The sequence below is a fragment of the Providencia burhodogranariea DSM 19968 genome, assembly GCF_000314855.2.
GTDB classification, from domain to species: Bacteria; Pseudomonadota; Gammaproteobacteria; order Enterobacterales; family Enterobacteriaceae; genus Providencia; species Providencia burhodogranariea.
In genome coordinates this window covers 1,823,815-1,844,980 of record NZ_KB233222.1, presented here as the reverse complement: position 1 = coordinate 1,844,980, position 21,166 = coordinate 1,823,815, and the positions used below count along the sequence as shown (strand labels likewise).

Below are 21,166 nucleotides of genomic sequence, written 5' to 3'. Positions count from 1 at the left end.
CAATTGAATGAAAATCAACCTATCAATAAATAATATTGAATGATTAATTTTTACCTAAAAATTCACTGACCAAAATAAGCATAAAAATCTCAACATAATGTATACATTGAAGTTATTTACTGTTAACAAATCTTTTTTTTATTCATTCCAATAAGCTGAATAATCCAAATAAAACATGATATCAAGCTACTGGCATAGAAATTATGATATCTAAATCTTTATTTTTGGTGCATAAGTAGCGTATATTGTTTATTAGTTTTCGCATTCCTAGCGGTATTTACCTCTATCAATGTTGAATAAATAATCAAAAATGTTTTAACTCATTGAATTTAAGTTTGCGATTAAAATATCATCGCTTGCGGATATAGATGTTTACTTTAATGCTAAATCTTATAGGGATTAGCGTCAGTGAATTAAACTTCGGGTATCTTTAAAGGCTGAATTTTTTAACTATTAATTCTTGAGACCATAACAACGCTGAGAGTGCAACTAGCGCTCCGTTTTACTTTTTTTGCTTAGGTACAGGTTCTCATCGAGGTAACTAGTGTCCACAACTAACAACAAAGAGGAAGTCAGTCTTAACGCGTTTAAGCAACCTCGCCCATTCTATTTAATTTTCTCCATCGAACTCTGGGAACGTTTTGGTTATTACGGTCTACAGGGGATACTCCCGATTTATCTTAGTCAAGTACTTGGTATGTCAGAGGTGCAATCCATAACTTTGTTTTCTGCTTTTGCTGCTTTAGTTTATGGATTTGTGGCAATTGGGGGCTGGTTAGGAGATAAAGTCTTAGGAACAAAACGAGTTATCGTTCTTGGCACGATAGTTCTAATTGCAGGTTATGCGTTAGTCGCATACTCCGGTCATGATGTATCAATTGTGTATGTTGGTCTTGCAACTATTGCTGTCGGTAATGGTTTATTTAAAGCGAATCCATCATCCCTATTGTCGACCTGTTATGACAAAGATGACCCACGCCTAGATGGTGCATTCACAATGTACTATATGGCTATCAATATCGGTTCTTTCTTCTCGATGTTGGCAACGCCTTGGTTAGCAAAACATTATGGATGGGATGTTGCTTTCTCATTAAGTGTTGTAGGTCTCGTTATTACACTAGTTAACTTTTTTCTGTGTAAGAAATGGGTGTCACTTTACGGTTCTAAACCAGACTTTTTACCAATAGCAATGCCAAAACTATTGGTAACCATTGTTGGTGTTGTGGCATTGATCGCCATTTCAACGTGGTTATTGCATAACATGGATATTGCGCGAGCAGCTCTGGGTATCATCTCGTTAGGTATTATTATTATCTTTATTAAGGAAACTTTTGCATTAGATGGAATAGCACGTCGTAGAATGATCGTGGCATTTATTTTGATGCTGGAAGCGATAGTATTCTTTATTCTGTATAGTCAAATGCCAACCTCACTGAATTTCTTTGCACTGCACAACGTTGAGCATGAAATTTTCGGTTTTAGTGTTGAACCGGCACAATATCAAGCATTAAACCCACTGTGGATCATGATTGGTAGCCCCATTCTTGCTGCCATCTATACCAAAATGGGTGACCATTTACCAATGCCACATAAATTCGCTATTGGTATGGTCCTCTGCTCAGCGGCTTTCCTTGTATTACCCCTAGGTGCAAAATTTGCTAACGAAGCGGGTATCGTGTCTGTTAATTGGTTGGTTATTTGTTATGCCTTCCAGAGTGTTGGTGAGTTAATGATTTCTGGCTTAGGCCTAGCGATGATTGCACAATTAGTCCCTCAACGTTTGATGGGCTTTATCATGGGAGCATGGTTTTTGACAAGCTCTGCTGCATCTTTTATTGCAGGCTATGTTGCATCCTTCGCTGCGGTACCACAAGGCGAGTTAACCAGCAAAATTGATTCACTTGCAGTTTATAGCGATGTATTCTTGAAGATTGGTATTGCGACAGGTGTAATTGCAATTTTGATGATATTAACCGCACCAATGTTAAATCGTATGACGTTAGAACGTGAATAATTCAGTTTAGCCAAACTGTGATAATTGAAAAGAGCCATTTTATGGCTCTTTTGTCATTTTAGCCTTCGCCACCTTGGAAAGATGGATATAATGTCATCCCTCCGTCAATAAACAGTGTGATCCCTGTAATGTAGGCCGCTTGTGAAGATGCCAGCCACGCTACGGCATTGGCAATATCATCTGTTTTCCCAACTCGCGCCATTGGGATCATTTTTTGCAGTGAGGCAAGTTTGGCTTTATCTGTCAGTTTTTCTTTATTGATTGGTGTTTCTATTGCTCCAGGGCCGATATTATTAATGCGAATACCGTGTGGTGCATATTCAAGAGCAAGACTCTTCGTCAGCATTCTGACTCCACCTTTACTAGCCGCATAGCTTGCAAAGGTCGGCCATGGAATGATCTCATGAACAGAAGACATATTGATAATACTGCCCTTTATCTTATGCTTAAGAAAATAGTGAATGGCTGCTTTTGAAGTGAGAAAGAAGCCCGTCAGATTCACATCAATAACTTTTTTCCAATCATCAAGTTCGACTTCATGACTGGGTTTTTGAATTTCAATTCCTGCATTGTTAACCAATAAATCTAACTGGCCAAATGTTTCCACAGCAAAATCGATGACTTGGCTAGCATGTTTCTCATCACTTATATCGCCTCGATAGATAACAGCCTTTCCACCAGCCTTTTCAACGGTTTCCGCAACTAGCTTGGCGGCTTTATCATCTGAGTGGTAATTAATGACGACACTCATTCCTTCCTTTCCAAGGCGTTCAGCAATTCCGGCGCCAATACCTGAAGATGCTCCAGTGACTATAGCGACTTTTGCGTATAAATCTTGATACATAAGCAATTTCCCTTCAATGGATATTCCTAAAAGCCTAGTTTAAAAATGCATATTTAGAGAGTAAGGGAAGAAATAAAAATGACATTCAATGGGGAAGGGGGGGAATATTCACTGCAACCTTTCGAATTATGCAAAAGGCTGCAGTAGATTAAATCAGATTACTTTTTGACTTGATGAACGATATCAAAATACTTGGTTTTATCATCTTGTGCTGGATAAATACGATAAGTGTATTCTTCAGGTGTTACAGTGACGTTTTCAACAACGCGGGTGAATAAAACTTCACCTTTATCATTTTTCGCTGTAATTGAACGACTTTTACCGTCGTCACTAAATGACCAGTCGCCTTGCATTTTTGGTTTACCATCAAGTGTCGTCATTTTAAACGTACCGTCTGGGTAATATTCTGCAAGCCCAAAGAAATTAGCGACATTTTCATTTGTAGGGTCAACATTTTTTTTGTCTTGATCGAGAGCTTCTGTTGTCACCCAAATTTTATCAACCATGATATCTTCATAGGCGTTGAGTTTTTTTGCAACGGCAGCGGAGGCTTCAACTTTTGCAGTTGAATTTGCTTGAGCAGTAAACGCCATCATAGTAGACAATGCAAATACTGCGGCAACAATAGGTTTTAATTTCATAAAAACTCCGTTATAGAATAATCATATTCGCCATATTTCAAGTTACATAAAGTGTATTGCGAATATCTAATTAAACTTATTAAAATAGTATCGACAATCACTGACATGAAATTTGAATTATTTTGTGTGTAAATTAAGGGATAAAAATAATCTACCTATAAAGTTAGATGAAAATTATGGAAATGGAAAGATTAAAACTATTACTAATCATTTCGCGAGTAAATTAGCTTTACAATAGTAATCTAAATTAGAATGATACTGGCACGAATGTTAATGCCAGTACTAACATTGAATTAATTAAAATATCGATTATTGATAGTTTTTAGTGAGCGATTGTGACCATTAATCAATAATGTATTTGCTGTGCGGCTATAAGAATCATGAGAAATGCCGTCCATTAAAATCGTTGGAGTAATTGCTGTTGCTGCAAATATAACATTATCAGTACTGACCATTGCCTCAAGGGTGAGAATTTCACCAATATTAACGCCCATCTGATGGCAACGTAGAGCTTCTTGTTCTGCTAATAATTGATTTTGGATGTTATCACCTTTGGCTTGAGTTCGAGATACCAAGCGAGCTTGCATATCGCCACCTAGTGCACGCGCAATTGCAGCACTGATAATTCCTTCAGGCGCACCACCAGTACCATACATCATATCAATCTGATGTTCAGGTAACACTGCTAATAGTGAAGCTAGAACATCGCCATCAGGTATGGCAATGACATTAGCGCCAAAATTACGTAATATCTGCATGATATGTTGATGGCGTGGCTTATCTAAAATGGCAATCGATAAGCTAGAGATAGGCTTATTAAGTGCTGCAGAGAGATATTCCAAGTTTTTTTCTAATGGATTGTCGAGGTTAACTGCACCTTTGGCTGCTGGGCCAACGACTAATTTTTCCATGTACATATCAGGTGCTTGTAAGAGTGTTCCTGCTGGCGCAGCGGCTAAAACAGCGATAGCATTATGTTCATTGCTGGCAACCATACGGGTGCCATCGATAGGATCTACAGCAATATCCAATTTATAATCGCTAGATTGATTACCCACTTTTTCACCAATATACAGCATTGGAGCGTCATCAATTTCACCTTCGCCAATGACTATCTGTCCTTGAAAGTTAATTTCATTAAGGCGATTACGCATTGCTTCAACAGCTGCCTTATCAGCAGCATTTTTATCTTGTTTTCCAACCCAGTCAAAAGCAGCTAAAGCGGCCACTTCAGTAACCGAAGCGATCGCAAAAGCTAATTCATCGCTAATTTTCATTGTTTATTTATTCCCTGAATGCAAAAAAGAAACGGTATTTGAGTATATGATACTTTTTTTGTGAACTACCTTGCAAATACGTGAGTGATAAACCAATAGCAGATGGGTATTCAAAGAAGAAGGCAGACTAAAACTAGCCTGCCACTTGGATCTAGAGTGATTCGACGATAGCGATACCACCAATAATAGAAATAAGTGCAGCAAGAGTACTGAGTAAAACCGTTGCTGCGGCAGTCTCAGTATAGGCTTTGTTACTAATTGCTAATGCGGGTACAGCTGTTGCTGTTGGTAATACCCCGATAATAAATGCAGCTTTCAGCATGTCGTCTTGGAGGCCTAATGCGATACCCGTTCCGAGAATCAATGCAGCCTGTACGAAGTTTTTCACAAAAACGTTGAAAATAATTTCAGTATTGATTTTTAGCTTAATGCCAGAGAGCAATAATCCAAGGAAGAACAACGCGACACCGCCTGCTGTTTTACCTAATTCATTGACTGAATTTTGCAAAATTTCAGGTAATTTGACGCCGAAAATAGCAAGTAAAGCACCTAGAATTGGTAAGAAAACTAATGGCTGTGCAACCGCTTTTCCCATTGATTTTAAAATACCGTTATTTTGCTGTCTGCCACTTATCATGAGCAAAGTAAAAGGAATGATAATAATGGTATAGATTAAGTTCCCAAGGACCATGGCTATTAAGCCTGATGAGCCAACAGTGGCTAATAAGACGGGTGGCCCACAATAAGCCATGTCTGGAAAAGACACCGACAGCGCTTGCATAGCAGCATCTTTCTTGTCATGTTTGAAGAATATTTTACCCGCTAAGAAACCAATAATATAAGAAACAATTAGCCCAACAGCGAGTGCGAGTAAATAATCTACATTCAGTAATACTGAAGGTGACGCTTGCGCAGCGGCAAGGAATAGGGCAAAAGGTAATGCAATTTTAACGACAAAGTCGGCAAACGCTTGTGAATATTCACGTTTTATAAAACCGTATTTACCTGACAACCACCCTACAGCTAAACCTAGGATGATAGGCCCAAGTGCGGCCAAAATTATTTGTAATAACATAAAGTCCCTCATAATATGAAATAAAAAAATATCTTTTGTTAATATTTTTTTACACTTTAAAATGGCATTACTTTAATGGAAATATGAATGTGTAAATATCAAAAATATGTAAATAAACACAGATAATTAATACGTTTTATTAAATAAGGTCATTTTCATCAAAAAAAGAAAGTCATAATAATAAAGAGCATTTAATTTACAAGAATAGCGCAAATTTCATCAAAGCTACGATAATCATTCGTCGTTGAGTTATCTTAATACTATTAAGATAAAAATCAAAATTAAAGTAAATAGTATTTCAGATATTGTCTTTTATTTTAGGGTAAGCCATTACCCTAAAGCATAAAGTTGATGAACTAAACGGCGTTATGTGGCTCACAATTCATACAGTACTTACGCAAGGCGAATGTCATGACGATTGCTTAAAAGATGTACATCTAGATATAACGAGATGTTAGTTTGAAGGTAGAGAAAATTATCATCTATTAAAATAAGGTAATACCAATTTGTAATAATTGATGATACCCATCATACTTTAAGAGATTATATGGTACATATGTAAGTGAACTCTATCGATTCGAACTATTGTCCATGTCAGTTTATCGAGCTGGTTTGTCGTATTTATATATTTATTTTGAATATAAATTTGGTTGGTTCTAGGTTAAACGCTATCTACGCTTGTTAGTGTTGTCTATGTTAATCTGACTAATTGCAAATTTAATGATTAGGGAAACCTATTTTGTGGATATTTGGATATTCGTAGGGTTCATTGTTGTTACTTTGATGATAATTTCGCCCATACTTGCAATCATGGCCATTAACCGTGCAAGTCGAGCGGAGCGTCAGTTATTACAGCAAAATCAACGTATCACATTATTAGAACTCGATTTAAAACAACGGTCTGAGGGGGTTATCAAGAATCAGACTGAATTAGTATTATCAAATGAATCCTTGCCTGAAGGTGAAAAAACGCATGCCGATTCATCTAAAAATAAACCTAATAAATTATCAGAGAATATATACCCTCGTCTCGGATCTGCTGTTGCTATGCAGGCAGAGCTACCACAAATTAATATCAAATTAATTGAAGTAAGCCAACATCAAACATCTGAATTAATGAATTCTGAGAGTGATATCAATCGATTGAATGAATCACGTGAATTAGTCAATCACATTAATGTTAATCGTTTTGATAATCATTCGATAAAAACAAATACTAATAATAATCAAAGCGATGATAATCGGTCTATATTCAATCATTTCTTTAGTTGGATTTGGCAAGGTAACCCATTGGCGAAAATTGGGATTTTACTGTTATTTTTTGGTATTGCCTATTTACTTAAATTTAGCATACAGAATGATGTGCTATCACCAAAAATGCGCTTAATGATTAGCGCAATAGGGTGCTTAGTATTACTTGGAATGGGTTGGTATCTTCGCCATAAGAAATTGCTATTTGCCTTGATTTTACAAGGCGGCGCCATTGGATGTTTTTATATTACTATTTTCGCTGCATTTAAACTGTATACCATGCTGCCTTACAGCCTGGCATTTGTTGGCATGACCTTGATTTGTGCGGCTAGTATTATTCTTGCTTTGTTACAACGAGCGATTAGTTTAGCTATATTGGCATCTTTAGGCGGCTACTTAGCACCTGTACTGCTCTCAGTTGGGGGTGGTAATCATATTTTACTGTTTTCTTACTATTTGATGTTATCTATTGCAATTTTAGTGATCAGCGTATGGCAAGTGTGGCGCCCGCTAAATCTGGTCGGTATGTTTATGACTTATAGTGTCGCCATTCTATGGGGATGGAATCACTATCAGACGGAATACTATCTCTCTAGCCAAATATTCCTTATTGCAAATCTTATCGTATTTAATGTCTTAACTCAGCTATTTGCTTTACGTTATCAACATGATAAACAAATGGTTGTAGACTATACATTGCTATTTATCCCACCTATTATCAGTCTATTTTTACAATATATGATTTCTTGGCAATTTGACTTTTTGCCAGCATCTTCAGCTGTTTTACTAGGCATACTTTATTTACTTGTTGGGTTCCAAATTCATAAGCGCTATACCGAATCTGGAAAAAGCTTGGCCTTAGGGTATATTGTAATTGGCGCTTGTTTTGTCACTATTGCTATTCTATTAGCACTAACTTTCGAATGGACATCCATAATTTGGTCCGTAGAAGGGTTATTATTATTGTGGTATGGCTTCCAGCAACGAAATAAAAAACTGATATCAGTTGGTGTATTGCTGATTTTAGTGAGCGCAGCAATATTATTAAGTGGTTTTTCTGTATATGAATGGAGTAAAGCGAGTACTTATATGGTTCCTGTTTTACTTATGGCTTGCTTCTGTGCTGGTGCAATGTTCTATATTCGCCGCACAATATCACATAATTTTAATGCGATTAGTTATGGTTTTCTACTTATTGGTTTAATTATTTGGTTTTTATGGATCCCAGTGATTACTGATATTTTATCTTGGAGTGTTCAATCCGAAAGTTTTGTTATTATGATGTTGGTTGTTATCTCTGTATGGCTTTGGCGTTTCCTTGCAATCAAGGCTGACTGGATACCTCTGCTTTTATGCCAATCGTTTATTTGGATAATTGGCTATTATTATCTAGCGCTTGATTTTATTAATAATGAAAATCCAATGGGGAGAGGAGAAGGGTCGCTAATTTGGCCTGTTATCTTAGGCAGCTCTATCCTGTTTGTAATGCATGCCCATAAAGCGCGCAATGTTTGGATGCGGCGTGTATTACATGGCGCAACATTTTGGCTCATACTCACTTTTATTGCTGCACAAGTAAATTGGTTTGTTGAAATTTTACCTTGGGGAATGACAGAGCTCGGCTATTTCATCTATGTGATGGCAATAACATTGACCATCTTGATAATGTATTGGCTACAAATACAAAAAATGCCGCCAATGAAACGTAATGGCATGATTTATTGGTATAGTTTCTTACCAGTCATTATTGTTTTAATTGGACTTTCTTTTGTGGCTAATTTTGAGGATGGAAAATTAACATTTTGGAATTATATACCACTTATAAATCCATTGGATGAGGCAGGGTTATTTAGTATCGCTTCATTGTTATTGATACGGCGAGGAATAGTGCAAAAAGTGAAGAAAGTGACCCAGCTTGATCTGTTTATTTTTAGAGGATTAGATTTTTCGGTTATTGCACTTTCCGCACTATGGTTCAACGGTATTATATTACGAGCATTATCTGATCTTGCTAATATCAATTGGGAGTTTGGATCACTATTTGATTCAAGGTTAGTTCAAACAGTGCTGTCTATTAGTTGGTCGCTAGTTGCTTTAGGTTTTATGGTGTTTGCAAGTATAAAACAAAACCGTGTGAGTTGGATTTTAGGGGCAGGTATTTTCATTTGTGTTATCGCTAAATTATTCCTAGTTGATATTTATGGGCAAGATGGTTTATCACGTGCAATAAGCTTTATTGTTGTCGCTGTACTGATTTTAGTTGTTGGCTATTTTTCGCCACTTCCGCCCCAAAATAGTCAAGAAAAAGAAGCAGAAAAACTTGATGATGAAGGTTAATCATCAATAAACAGAAATAGCCGCTATTAGAGGTGTTTATTTTGGCGGTTTATTTTTGTTTTTAAAACTTACTGTAATCTATTGAATTTGTTTGTATTTACTTGTTGGTTTACAATTCTCACCAAATTCTTACTTGTTACCTGTATTTTTTGACAGGGTATTGCGCTAAAACAAAGGCAAGCAATAAGGGGAATTTAATGGAAACACATTTTTTTTCGAAATTATTTATCGGAATTGCATTGTTCACCAGTGCGTCCGTATTTGCGCAAGCAACAGAAGTCGTTACTCCGAATGAAGGTGTAAAGGTAGAACACCTATTGAAACAAAGTACTACTCAAGATTCAGGTGATATTGAATCATTGCGTGAATACATTGAAATTAATCGATTAGAACTTGTAGAAATAACAACTGATAGGCGTTTTAATGGCCGTCAATTTCGCATAGTTCACAAAAAATCTTAATTGCTATTTTTATTTTAGGGGTGTCACTCTATAATTATGCCTAAAATTTTATAGCAACAGGAAATATGATGTATCAAGGGCAATGTCTTTGTGGAGCTGTAAAAATTAGTACTAACCAGTCTCTTAATAAAATTAACGTATGTCACTGCAGCATGTGTCAACGCTGGAATGGTGGTCCAGGTTTTAGTATTGACTGCCATGATGATATTACCATTGAAGGTGAAGAGTCAGTCACTCGCTTTGCATCGTCGCAGTGGGGGGAACGTGGATTTTGTCAAAGATGTGGAACCCATCTATTTTATCATCTTAACTCCCCTTCATCTTATTATGTGGCTGCTGCGCTATTTGACGAAAGTAAAAATGCTGATATGTCGCTACAAATATTTGTGGACAGCAAGCCTAAGTATTACAACTTCATTGAAAAAACGGTGATGTTAACCGAGCAAGATATCATTAATATGATGAGTAAATAATCCAAAAGATAGCTATTGTAAATATCTATTTTCAACCATTTATACTAAGCCATTTTTATACTCAAAATACTGTTGGTCATGGATGTAAGTAAATGAAAGGGCTTACATCTCAAGTTAGTAAGGAGTTACAGATATCTTTGTGCGTCCACAACAGGAAAAATTTTATTTTGTCACTTTGATATGTAAAAATGATGACACGCAATATAATGATATGTCACTGTTTAGGAAATATGATAAATGGATAGTATGAGAAATATGCGGCACGCCAGTAATATTGCATGGTTTTTGCAATGGGTATTGAATATTTGTTTGATTGGACTGGCAATTGTACTTATTTTTTTCTTAGTAAAAGAAACATATATGATGGCGTCATTGATGTTTAGTGGCGGTAAAAGTGTAACAGCATACGAATTACTAGAAGGAATTGTTATTTATTTCCTTTATTTTGAGTTTATTGCATTGATAACTAAGTATTTTTTGTCAGGGTATCATTTTCCATTACGATATTTTATCTATATCGGTATTACTGCGGTGATACGGTTAATTATTGTTGACCACAGTGATCCAATGACAACATTACTCCACGCTGGGGCGATTTTGGTTTTGGTGATTGCATTATATATTGCCAATACAGAGAAACTTAAACGAGAATAGAATACATACGTTGTTTTTATTATATGAGAAAGGGAATGATTTTTATTCCTTTTTTAATATTTTTTATTATGAATTTGTAATTTATTTATTCAAATATTTTTTATCTATTATTTTTAGTATTATGTTAGTGACTTATTTCTTATTAAATATGTTTTCAGTGGTTTCTTTGATTATATTCGTTATACATAATATATAGCTAAAAACGCTATGCAATTTGAGTGTTGATATGTTTTTAACAACAATGATATTGTTTAAAATTGATGTATTAATCACTCTGAAAGTGTTCTTTCTTTATTTGGGAATCTAATGCTTGGAGTGATTCTGATAATGACTATACATGGTGGCTTGTACAATAAGTCGGTGGGATAAGATAAAGGGAACAAAACATGAATCAATTAGGTCAACAGCTTGAACAACGCTTTTTTCGCTATTTAGCAATTGAAAGTCAAAGTAATGCGGAAAATACAATCATTCCAAGCACTGAAGGGCAACGTAATTTAGCTAAACTCCTTGCAAAAGAGTTAGAAAGCTACGGTTTAAAATATATTTATATTGATGAACACGCTATTCTTTATGCCATTCGTTCTGGTAATAAACCTTCTGCACCTAAAATTGGTTTTGTTACTCATTTAGATACAGTTAATGTTGGTTTATCACCAGTAATCAAGCCACAGACTTTAAAATACCAAGGCAAAGATCTCTGCTTAAATCCGGAAGAAGATGTATGGTTTAAAGCCACGGATCACCCAGAAGCTGCACCTTATATCGGGGAAAATATTATTTTCAGCGATGGAACTAGTGTGCTTGGCGCAGATAATAAAGCAGCAATCACGGTTGTAATGGAATTAATGAATAAGCTACAAGATGCTAATTTTGATTGTGGGGATATCTATGTTGCTTTTGTTCCAGATGAAGAAATCGGTTTACGTGGCGCCAAAATCATGGATTTGTCTCGTTTTAAAGTCGATTTTGCGTATACCATTGACTGTTGTGCCGTAGGGGAAGTGGTTTATGAAACTTTTAATGCTGCTTCTGTCGAAGTGTCTATTAAAGGAATTTCGGCTCATCCAATGTCTGCAAAAAATGTTTTATTAAATCCAATTCGTGTCGCACATGATTTTATTGGTTGTTTTGATCGCTTGGATGCTCCAGAGCATACCGAGCTGCGTGAAGGTTATTTCTATTTTACAGATTTAATTGCAAACTCAGACAATGCAAAAATAAAAATAGCAATTCGTGATTTTGATCGTAATAGTTATGAAGCACGTAAACGCTATATTGGTGAGGTAGTTGAGTTAATTAGACGTCGTCATCCACGCGCAAAAATTGACGTTAAAATAGATGATGTATATAGCAATATTAGTGATTCATTAGGAAGTGACCGTACAGCTATCGATTTAATTTTTTCTGCATTGAAAATTCAAGGTATTGAACCTAAAGTCATCCAAATGCGTGGAGGGACCGATGGTTCCGCATTGTCCGCTAGAGGTATTGTTACACCGAACTACTTTACAGGGGCACTAAATTTTCATTCTAGATTTGAATTTTTACCAATAAGTTCATTTGAGAAAAGTTATTTAGTCACAGAAACTATTTGCCGTTTAGTGGGTGAAAAGTAATCTAATTACTCAATATTTCATACTTTAAGTGACATAACGTCCATTACCAGTATCGTATGTCACTCAACTATTCGTATTATCATTTTATTATTCAAAGGCTAGCTTGTAAAATTTAACACATATATTTTAAATTATTATATTTACATCAATTGTTGGCGATTATTTATATTTACCTTGATTATTTATTTAATTGATTAAGTTGTTTTTAATATGTGTTTTTTGAATTTAAAGCCTATTGCAAAATAACAAATGAAAATTCGTATATATTATTTTGTGAAATTGCTATTTATGGAGGTGTTGATGTCAATGTATGTTAAATATAAGGGGGCGGAATGCTTGGGGTTGTAATAATTGATGATAATAATATCATTATTCGTGGGCTTGATACTATTTTTAATAAATATAAGCGTTGTAATATTGTTACATCATTACCTTTATTAGAACAAGCAATCACTTGGAATCGACAACAAAAAGCTAATATTATTCTCGTGAATAGTGATATTTGTCAGTTTGCTTCATTAAAAACATTGCAAACGTTAAGGCGAGTTCAGCCTGATGTCCGTATTATTGTTTATAACATTCGAAACTATCATTCCTTTTTACTTAAAGCGCTTGACCTCGGTATTTATGGTGTACTAAGTGTAAAAATAGCGGAGGATGAACTAGTCGAAGCAATACAGATAGTCAACGCTCGCCGTAAGGTTATTTCACCAGATATTGCACAAACTATTGCTTTGCAACGTGTCAATCAAAAAAATCAAACTGATTTATATGAACTTTTATCAACTCGCGAGCTTGAAATCATGCTATTAATCACTCAAGGTGTGCCTATAAAACAAATTGCGCAGCGGCTAACGCTTAGCTCAAAAACAGTAAATACCTATCGATATCGAATGTTTAGTAAACTTAATATTCGTAGTGATGTAGAATTAACTCATATTGCTATCAGCTATGGGTTAATTTTAGCCAAACAGGATTTATTAGGGTGTTAGAACAGTTTGAACCAAAAGCGTTTTTAAAGACGGTTACCAATCAACCCGGCGTCTATCGAATGTATGATGCTGGAGGAACGGTTATATATGTTGGTAAAGCAAAGGATTTAAAGAAACGGCTTTCTAGTTATTTTCGTATCAATGTGAGTAGCCGAAAGACTGAGCAACTAGTCAAAAATATCGCCTCCATTGATGTAACGGTAACGCATACCGAAACTGAGGCATTATTGCTTGAGCACAACTATATCAAGCTGTATCAGCCGCGTTATAATGTGTTATTACGTGATGATAAATCTTACCCTTATATTTTCCTGAGTAAAGAAGCTCACCCACGATTATCTATGCATCGCGGCGCAAAGCATGCCAAAGGTGAGTATTTTGGGCCATTCCCTAACTCTTATGCTGTAAGGGAAACATTAGCACTGATGCAAAAATTATTCCCCATTCGTCAGTGTGAAGATAGTGTGTATAAAAATAGGTCAAGACCTTGTTTGCAGTATCAAATAGGACGTTGCTTAGGTCCTTGTGTGAAAGGGCTAGTCAGTGACGAAGAGTATGAACAACAAGTCAACTATGTTCGGTTATTTCTGACAGGCAAAGATCAACAAGTTTTAACTGGCCTTATTGAACGAATGGAAAAAGCGAGTCAAAATTTACATTTTGAAGAAGCAGCTCGTTTTCGTGATCAAATTCAAGCAGTTCGCGCGGTAACTGAACAGCAATATGTATCAGGCGATGGAGACGATCTCGATGTAATTGGTGTTGCATTTGAATCGGGACTCGCTTGTATTCATGTTTTATTTATCAGGCAAGGGAAGGTATTAGGGAGTCGCAGCTATTACCCTAAAATTCCTGCTGGTACCTTACTTGACGAAGTTGTACAAACATTCCTTGGTCAATTTTATCTACAAGGTAGTGAAAACCGCACGCTGCCAGGGGAAATCCTATTAGACTTTGCCTTGCCAGAAAAAGATTTATTGGCTGACTCACTTTCGCAAATTGCTGGGCGAAAAATTCAAATTCAAACTCAGCCACGAGGTGCAAGGGCACGTTATTTAAAATTGGCTCGAACCAATGCATCAACGGCGCTTTTGACCAAACTAGCACAACAATCAACAATTCATCAAAGATTGTCATCATTGGCTAAAGTTGTTGGATTAGACTCAATATCCCGAATGGAATGCTTTGATATCTCTCATACTATGGGAGAACAAACAGTCGCTTCCTGTGTCGTTTTTGATAAAAATGGGCCTGTTAAATCCGAATATAGGCGCTATAACATCACGGGGATCACGCCGGGTGATGATTATGCTGCGATGCATCAAGTTTTAACGCGTCGCTATGGAAAACATCTCGACGAAAGTAAAGTGCCAGACATTATTTTTATTGATGGTGGCAAAGGGCAGTTAGGCCAAGCTAAAGATGTGTTTGATTCACTTGATGTAGATTGGGATAAAAATCGGCCGTTATTGATTGGAGTTGCTAAAGGCAGCGATCGTAAAGCAGGTTTAGAAACGTTATTTTTTAAACCAGAAGGAGAGGGAAGAGCGTTACCTTCAGACTCACCGGCACTACATGTGATCCAACATATTCGTGATGAATCGCACAACCATGCAATTACGGGTCACCGCCAGCGCCGTGCAAAAGTTAAAAATACCAGTGCGTTAGAATCAATTGAAGGTATTGGGCCAAAACGTCGTCAAATGCTGCTAAAATATATGGGAGGATTGCAGCCTCTGAAAAATGCGAGTGTAGAAGAGATTGCAAAAGTGCCCTCGATCTCATACGCGCTTGCAGAAAAGATTTATAATGCATTGAAACAGTAGGTGTCTTAAGGCACCATACTTATAATATCCAACTTGGTCAAAAAGTTACTGAGCATGATGAAATTAAATATTCCTACTTGGTTGACCCTATTTCGAGTCATCCTGATACCGTTTTTTGTTCTAGCTTTTTATTTGCCTGTGAGCTGGGGCCCATTCGTTAGCGCATTTATTTTTGTGATAGCGGCAGTAACTGATTGGTTTGATGGGTATCTAGCGAGGTTATGGAAGCAAACGACTAAATTCGGTGCGTTCCTTGATCCCGTCGCAGATAAAGTCATGGTGGCTACAGCACTGGTCTTGGTCACAGAAAGTTTTGATATTTGGTATGTAACATTGCCTGCTGCAATTATGATTGCTCGTGAAATTATCATCTCATCTCTAAGAGAGTGGATGGCTGAAATTGGTAAAAGAAGCAGTGTTGCCGTTTCATGGATAGGTAAATTTAAAACAACGGCACAAATGATGTCTTTAGTCGGATTACTGTGGCGCCCAAATTTACTTATTGAAAACCTCGCTATTGCATTATTGTACATTGCAGCCATCTTAACTTTTTGGTCAATGTATCAATATTTGAGGGCTGCATGGGGCGATTTGAGCGAAGCGTGATCGATATGATTGAAAAAACAGCGAATGAATGTTTTTTTTAAATAATTGTGTTGACTCAAAATGTGAAATCAGTAGAATGCAACGCATCGAACGGCAACTAGGTTTACGAAAAAAAATAAGTAAATCAGCCAGTTTGAAAAGCGAAAGCTTTAGGCGGGAATAGCTCAGTTGGTAGAGCACGACCTTGCCAAGGTCGGGGTCGCGAGTTCGAGTCTCGTTTCCCGCTCCAATCTTGATTTAAAGATTGAGCAAAGGCGCGTTAGCAAAGCGGTTATGCACCGGATTGCAAATCCGTGTAGCTCGGTTCGACTCCGGGACGCGCCTCCAAAATTTGGCCCAGGTGGTGAAATCGGTAGACACAAGGGATTTAAAATCCCTCGGCTGTAAGGCTGTGCGGGTTCAAGTCCCGCCCTGGGCACCATATAAAACTTGACTGAGTAATCAGAAAGTTAAAGAAGTAAGAAGCCACCTTCTAGGTGGCTTTTGTTTGATTTAGGTTAGAATCTGAGGCACACCTCAAGAATTTAGCCCAGGTGGTGAAATCGGTAGACACAAGGGATTTAAAATCCCTCGGCTGTAAGGCTGTGCGGGTTCAAGTCCCGCCCTGGGCACCATATTAAACTTAACTGAGCAATCAGTAAGTTAGAGTAAAGAAAAAGCCACCTTCGGGTGGCTTTTTGCATTTGTAGTTTGCGGTTTTAAAAATGTCAGATGACGACAAAACGAAGGTAGGGTGGCAAACACTGTTTTGTCTGATTAGTGGCTAGGTATAGTTTATAGCTCGCGTGGGTTTACTGTTAGGTACCCAGGATATAAACACCACATTATGCAATTAAAGCAGACAAGATTGTTCGTAGAAGAGTCATTGCAGCACTATCAGATACCTGTACTTAAAGTATGGTTACTAACGCATTAATAATAGTCAGTTAGTGACGGTCAGCTTTCCTATTTAAATAAACAAGGCATTATTATGGAGAGTATACCTTTCATTGGTATTGTCTCTTCTTTTTGTATATGACGGCTAATCGATTTAACGCCAGTTTCAATAAAAATAGCGGTCGATTTTTTATTGCTTAATTTATCGCTTTTTTTTTGAGCAATAATCAAGAATTATGAGTTTTGTGAACTTGTGAAAATTGTTTCATTTTTGTGTATATTATATTGCGTTTATTCGTGGGGAGGAATATTTTCATTTCTGTGCTCAGCAATTACCAGCACAAGGTAAATTCTTCTCCTTTTGTTATATAGGTAATACCCATGAAACGTACAATGATCGCAATCGCAGCACTGACAAGTTTACTTTCATATGGAGCAATGGCTGCAACACCAGTTTCTCAGCCTGCCGCACCAAGTAGCATTTCGGCAGCTAAAGCAGATGGTAAAGCTAAATCTCATACCCACAAGGCTAAATCAAAACAAACTAATAAAACAGCACCTAAAGCTATTTAATTAAATTATCTGTAATGTGTTAAAACCCTATGACAACATAGGGTTTTATTTAATATAATTAAAAATTAATCTCATTAAATATTCTGTAAGCATTACGTAATTCTAATTTTTAGTAGTCAATTAATTATATTAAAATACACATTATTAATGATGTTTTTTATATCAGAAAATAACATTTATTTATAACTTATGGGGACATGCTTCATTATAGTCTGATGCTAGTATCTAATAGATACAGCCTTAATATTAATATATTTTCTTTTTATCTCACCTTAGTAACATAAACCTCATCTGTTTATTTTTCATATTTAATAATTCTGATAAGCTGAAATATAATTAATCTTATGATTCCATTTTACATAAGTAAATATTAACTAGAAGAAATCGGTAATGAAGGTTCAGTTTTAAATGTTACAACTTTCTTTCAAGAAAATTCTATAATTGAATTTTCCTCGCCATTAGCCATTTATATCTCACACTCAAAATTGTGACTTAACTAAATTTAATCAGAATAGTCATCACGCTAAAATTCACATTAAGTTAAATTAATAAGTAATTCATAGCAGTTATATACATTTCGGAATATTACTCATGCAAAAAGATGAAACTCAGGTTAACGTTGTGCTAAGTAACCATAAATCAACAGTTTAGTTTAAGGGTTGGATGTGAAGAAAATATTAACGGTAGTATCTTGTTTATTGGTCACTAGCTGTGCAATGACAGATCAAGAACTCAAACAGGCTTATGCTGAGCAGTACTATCAAAGTCCAAGTTATATTGCAGGTTATAAAGAAAGATTTGATAAATTAAGTGTGAATGAAATTGCTGAGCTTGGTGCCAAAATGGACAAAGGAAGAATGAATGGGCAATCCCCAATGAAGGTAAGCGATTATCTTTATATTCACGATGTTAGGGCTCAAGGAAATAAAGTCATCTATGACTATGCTCTAACTGATGAATGGTTAAAATTGTCACCATCTAAAAAAGAAAAATATCAGCAAACAATGCAAAAAGATTTAGCTTATAGAACTTGCTCACTAAAAACAGTTGCTTTAGCACAAGAGAAAGGGTTAGAAGAGGTTCATCAGTATTACGATAACTATCCGAATCATATTTTATTTACTCTTAATGCGAATGCAGAAGTGTGTAAGCAAAATGGGTTTTAAGCTATAGGCTTAAGGTGCTTTTTTGCTTCTCAGCTAAACTGAGTGGATTATTGACGATCTAAGTTAAGTAATCTTAGAAGGCACCTGAATATTAATTGAAGCTATTTCGATGAAGGGTATTAAAACTATTATTCGGGTAGCTTTTTTGGTTTGTGTTTTCTATCACTCCTAAATGATTCTGTGAATTAAATAAAAAGTCAGATAGAGAGCATAAATCATTCAAAGAGTTATGTTGAATAACTAGCATGGTTTGAAATAGCTAAAAGCTATTGAATGAACTGAACATCGTGTTGTTTATTTTATAATGTGAATATGTTTTGGTGAGAATTTTGAGTTGGTTAAGTCTGACATCACATACCCGCACTCAAGGAGTTGGTATATGATAAATAAGGCCATATTGCTGATAGAGGATTACATGATTAACAGGATAATGTTTAAATGAAAAGATTTAGCGTTTTAGTTTGGATTGGTTTGATCGTTAATATTCTTCTTTTAGTAAGTATTTGGTACTTTACATCGTCATTCAATGAGATTACGGGTGAATTGACTTATCCCGAAAGAGACTTAGTTAATATACTTTCGTTCATGGTAATTCCATTTTGCATTTCTATTATCATGCAAATTATTAGTCTTCCCGTGTTGTTTAAAATGCCTAAGCTCGGGCTAACTCTAGCAATTATTGGCTCAATTGTTATGTTGCCATTGAGTTTGATATTTATGACCGGATATTTTTACAGTTATGAAACATATCGCAATAAAAATTTTGCTATATTCGATAAACAACCTACAGATATCAGTCTTAATTTCAAGTCATCCCAGCTAACTATGTTGGGTATAGTCTATATTGTGCTGGGTTTATTTATTGGCTTTATTGGTTTGAGCATGGGTTGGTTATTTGCAGGTGTAGGTCTAGTCGCACTGTGTAATTCTTTCCGTTTAAAAGATCGTATCATGGTTGGTATCGTGAAGGATCAACTAATTATCACGCCATCACTCTATGCTGATACTTACATGATCCCATTAAATGATGTTTCGTTGATTAAAGAAAGCAAGAGCCTTTTTAAGCTGCACATCAAATCTGCAGGCGTTGACAGGAAATGTACATTCCGAAAAGGCATGATTGAAGGACGTCATTATCAGGTAGCATTAGCTGATATTTTATCAAAACTGGCTACGAAGCAAAATAAACAATAGCCTGTATATTCAATAAGCGCTTTGTTATGTTGTTAGAGTCTCTAGCTCTACGGTATTCCAAAATTATGCTTAGCTAGTGTTGTTGAGCCGCAAAAGTGCGTTTCAACAACACATCATTTTTATAGGTTCTGAAATTAAGTATGTTATTTTATTTCGATTAACGTCATAAAGGCGCTAGCTATCAAGTTTTATAATCAAGAATTTAATTAAAGTTAGATTATTCATCGAAAGCTAATTCAAACTCATGAAAATACCATGCTCCGTGATATGAGTCACTAATTGATATTTATTACGTTGCAATTTATATTCAAATTAATGAAGATAAATTTATTGATAGTTACTGAAAAAATTATGAGCCAAGCATTTATAAAAAAAGAAGGTATTGCCCAGTCCTATCTTTCTCGTTATTTACTGGTTTTGGAAAAAGGATGCCGTCTTAAAACCATTGGTGAGTTAGCGAAAGATTGTGATTTATCAGTCGGATTAATGCAATCAGCATTGAAGTCATTAGAGGCTCTTGGCGCAATTAATATCGAACGCCGGGGACGAAATGGTAGTTTTATTGCTATGATTGATCATAAGCTGCTGATTAAATTTGCAAATATTGGGAATATTGTTTGCGCAATGCCTCTCCCATATGCAAGAGTTTATGAGGGATTAGCAAGTGGTTTGAAGACTCAATTTTTAGATATTCCTTTTTATTTTGCACATATGCGAGGGTCCGATATTCGTATTGAATGTTTAGAAAATGGCGTTTATGACCTCGCTGTAACTTCGCGTTTAGCAGCTGAGCAGCATTTGATTGAACATAATGTTCATATTGCGTTAGCGCTGGGGAAGTATAGCTACGCTGAAGGACATAAGCTGATTTATCGGCAAGGTGCATTAAATGATATCCGACGAGTTGGTGTTGATAGCACATCAACAGACCAAAAAATCATAACAGAGCAATGGAGTACTGGCGGTAATTATGATTTTGTTGATGTTTCATATCATGAGTGCCTTAACAAAATTGTCAGTGGTGAAATTGATGCGGCAATTTGGAACGTCGGGCAGGGCAAAGAGTTAGAACAGTTAGGCTTAACAACACAATCCCTTGTTGATGATAAAAATTTAAATCATGACTATTTTTATAAAGCATCAGAAGCGGTCATTTTGACTCGTAAAGACGATATACAGTTACAGCAACTCATTACCACAATGATTGATCCAAATGCATTGTTAGCTCATCAGAAACATGTAATTGATGGGGTAATTGAGCCAGTTTATTGAATAGAACCACAGGAG

The 21,166-nt window shown here is 36.0% G+C and carries 17 protein-coding genes and 4 tRNA genes; 17 read left to right on the top strand and 4 right to left on the bottom strand.

The window, feature by feature from the left end; all coding sequences use genetic code 11:
- The first annotated feature begins 544 nt into the window (after window positions 1-544).
- On the top strand, window positions 545-2,014 hold the full coding sequence (dtpA, locus tag OOA_RS07915) for a dipeptide/tripeptide permease DtpA (RefSeq protein ID WP_008911618.1): 1,470 nt from the start codon (window positions 545-547) through the stop codon (window positions 2,012-2,014).
- 58 nt (window positions 2,015-2,072) lie between these two features.
- On the opposite strand, the gene OOA_RS07910 is transcribed toward dtpA, so the two are convergent.
- From OOA_RS07910 to OOA_RS07895, 4 genes are all read right to left on the bottom strand, one after another.
- Window positions 2,073-2,858, bottom strand: a complete 786-nt coding sequence (locus OOA_RS07910; RefSeq protein WP_008911617.1) for a glucose 1-dehydrogenase — start codon at window positions 2,856-2,858, stop codon at window positions 2,073-2,075.
- Between the two features lie 158 nt (window positions 2,859-3,016).
- Window positions 3,017-3,499 carry a DUF4822 domain-containing protein gene (locus OOA_RS07905; RefSeq protein ID WP_008911616.1) on the bottom strand — a complete coding sequence of 161 codons (483 nt, stop codon included), beginning with the start codon at window positions 3,497-3,499 and terminating at the stop codon, window positions 3,017-3,019.
- A gap of 293 nt (window positions 3,500-3,792) precedes the next feature.
- Entirely contained in the window at window positions 3,793-4,776 is a 984-nt protein-coding gene (gene glpX, locus OOA_RS07900; RefSeq protein ID WP_008911615.1) for a class II fructose-bisphosphatase, read from the bottom strand.
- Window positions 4,777-4,927: 151 nt separating this feature from the next.
- Entirely contained in the window at window positions 4,928-5,851 is a 924-nt protein-coding gene (locus tag OOA_RS07895; protein WP_008911614.1) for an AEC family transporter, read from the bottom strand.
- 741 nt (window positions 5,852-6,592) lie between these two features.
- On the opposite strand from OOA_RS07895, the gene OOA_RS07890 reads away from it, so the two are divergent.
- The 16 genes from OOA_RS07890 (at window position 6,593) to yhfZ (ending at window position 21,151) form a co-directional block, all read left to right on the top strand.
- Window positions 6,593-9,439 carry a DUF2339 domain-containing protein gene (locus OOA_RS07890; protein ID WP_008911613.1) on the top strand — a complete coding sequence of 949 codons (2,847 nt, stop codon included), beginning with the start codon at window positions 6,593-6,595 and terminating at the stop codon, window positions 9,437-9,439.
- 197 nt (window positions 9,440-9,636) lie between these two features.
- Complete coding sequence (locus OOA_RS07885; RefSeq protein ID WP_008911612.1) at window positions 9,637-9,900, top strand: hypothetical protein; 264 nt, start codon at window positions 9,637-9,639, stop codon at window positions 9,898-9,900.
- Window positions 9,901-9,968: 68 nt separating this feature from the next.
- Entirely contained in the window at window positions 9,969-10,373 is a 405-nt protein-coding gene (locus OOA_RS07880; protein WP_008911611.1) for a GFA family protein, read from the top strand.
- Between the two features lie 246 nt (window positions 10,374-10,619).
- Window positions 10,620-11,027 (top strand): phosphate-starvation-inducible protein PsiE, encoded by a 408-nt coding sequence (psiE, locus tag OOA_RS07875; protein ID WP_419177167.1) that lies wholly within the window; start codon window positions 10,620-10,622, stop codon window positions 11,025-11,027.
- 386 nt (window positions 11,028-11,413) lie between these two features.
- Window positions 11,414-12,646, top strand: a complete 1,233-nt coding sequence (gene pepT, locus OOA_RS07870; RefSeq protein ID WP_008911609.1) for a peptidase T — start codon at window positions 11,414-11,416, stop codon at window positions 12,644-12,646.
- Between the two features lie 332 nt (window positions 12,647-12,978).
- Window positions 12,979-13,638 (top strand): LuxR C-terminal-related transcriptional regulator, encoded by a 660-nt coding sequence (locus OOA_RS07865; RefSeq protein WP_008911608.1) that lies wholly within the window; start codon window positions 12,979-12,981, stop codon window positions 13,636-13,638.
- Entirely contained in the window at window positions 13,632-15,464 is a 1,833-nt protein-coding gene (uvrC, locus tag OOA_RS07860; RefSeq protein ID WP_040690879.1) for an excinuclease ABC subunit UvrC, read from the top strand. Before OOA_RS07865 ends, uvrC begins: the two co-directional genes overlap by 7 nt.
- A gap of 57 nt (window positions 15,465-15,521) precedes the next feature.
- Window positions 15,522-16,070, top strand: a complete 549-nt coding sequence (pgsA, locus tag OOA_RS07855) for a CDP-diacylglycerol--glycerol-3-phosphate 3-phosphatidyltransferase (RefSeq protein WP_008911606.1) — start codon at window positions 15,522-15,524, stop codon at window positions 16,068-16,070.
- Between the two features lie 153 nt (window positions 16,071-16,223).
- Window positions 16,224-16,299 (top strand) — tRNA-Gly (locus OOA_RS07850).
- Between the two features lie 24 nt (window positions 16,300-16,323).
- Window positions 16,324-16,397 (top strand) — tRNA-Cys (locus tag OOA_RS07845).
- A gap of 7 nt (window positions 16,398-16,404) precedes the next feature.
- Window positions 16,405-16,491 (top strand) — tRNA-Leu (locus OOA_RS07840).
- A 106-nt stretch (window positions 16,492-16,597) separates the two neighbouring features.
- Window positions 16,598-16,684, top strand: a tRNA-Leu gene (locus OOA_RS07835).
- A gap of 643 nt (window positions 16,685-17,327) precedes the next feature.
- Window positions 17,328-17,519: a hypothetical protein gene (locus OOA_RS07830; RefSeq protein WP_008911605.1), complete on the top strand. Its 192-nt coding sequence runs from the start codon at window positions 17,328-17,330 to the stop codon at window positions 17,517-17,519.
- 665 nt (window positions 17,520-18,184) lie between these two features.
- Window positions 18,185-18,685, top strand: a complete 501-nt coding sequence (locus OOA_RS07825; protein ID WP_008911604.1) for a hypothetical protein — start codon at window positions 18,185-18,187, stop codon at window positions 18,683-18,685.
- Between the two features lie 438 nt (window positions 18,686-19,123).
- The gene (locus OOA_RS07820) at window positions 19,124-19,879 is read left to right on the top strand and encodes a hypothetical protein (protein ID WP_008911603.1); all 756 of its coding nucleotides are present in this window, start codon (window positions 19,124-19,126) and stop codon (window positions 19,877-19,879) included.
- Between the two features lie 351 nt (window positions 19,880-20,230).
- Entirely contained in the window at window positions 20,231-21,151 is a 921-nt protein-coding gene (gene yhfZ, locus OOA_RS07815) for a GntR family transcriptional regulator YhfZ (RefSeq protein ID WP_008911602.1), read from the top strand.
- The last annotated feature ends 15 nt before the right edge of the window (window positions 21,152-21,166 follow it).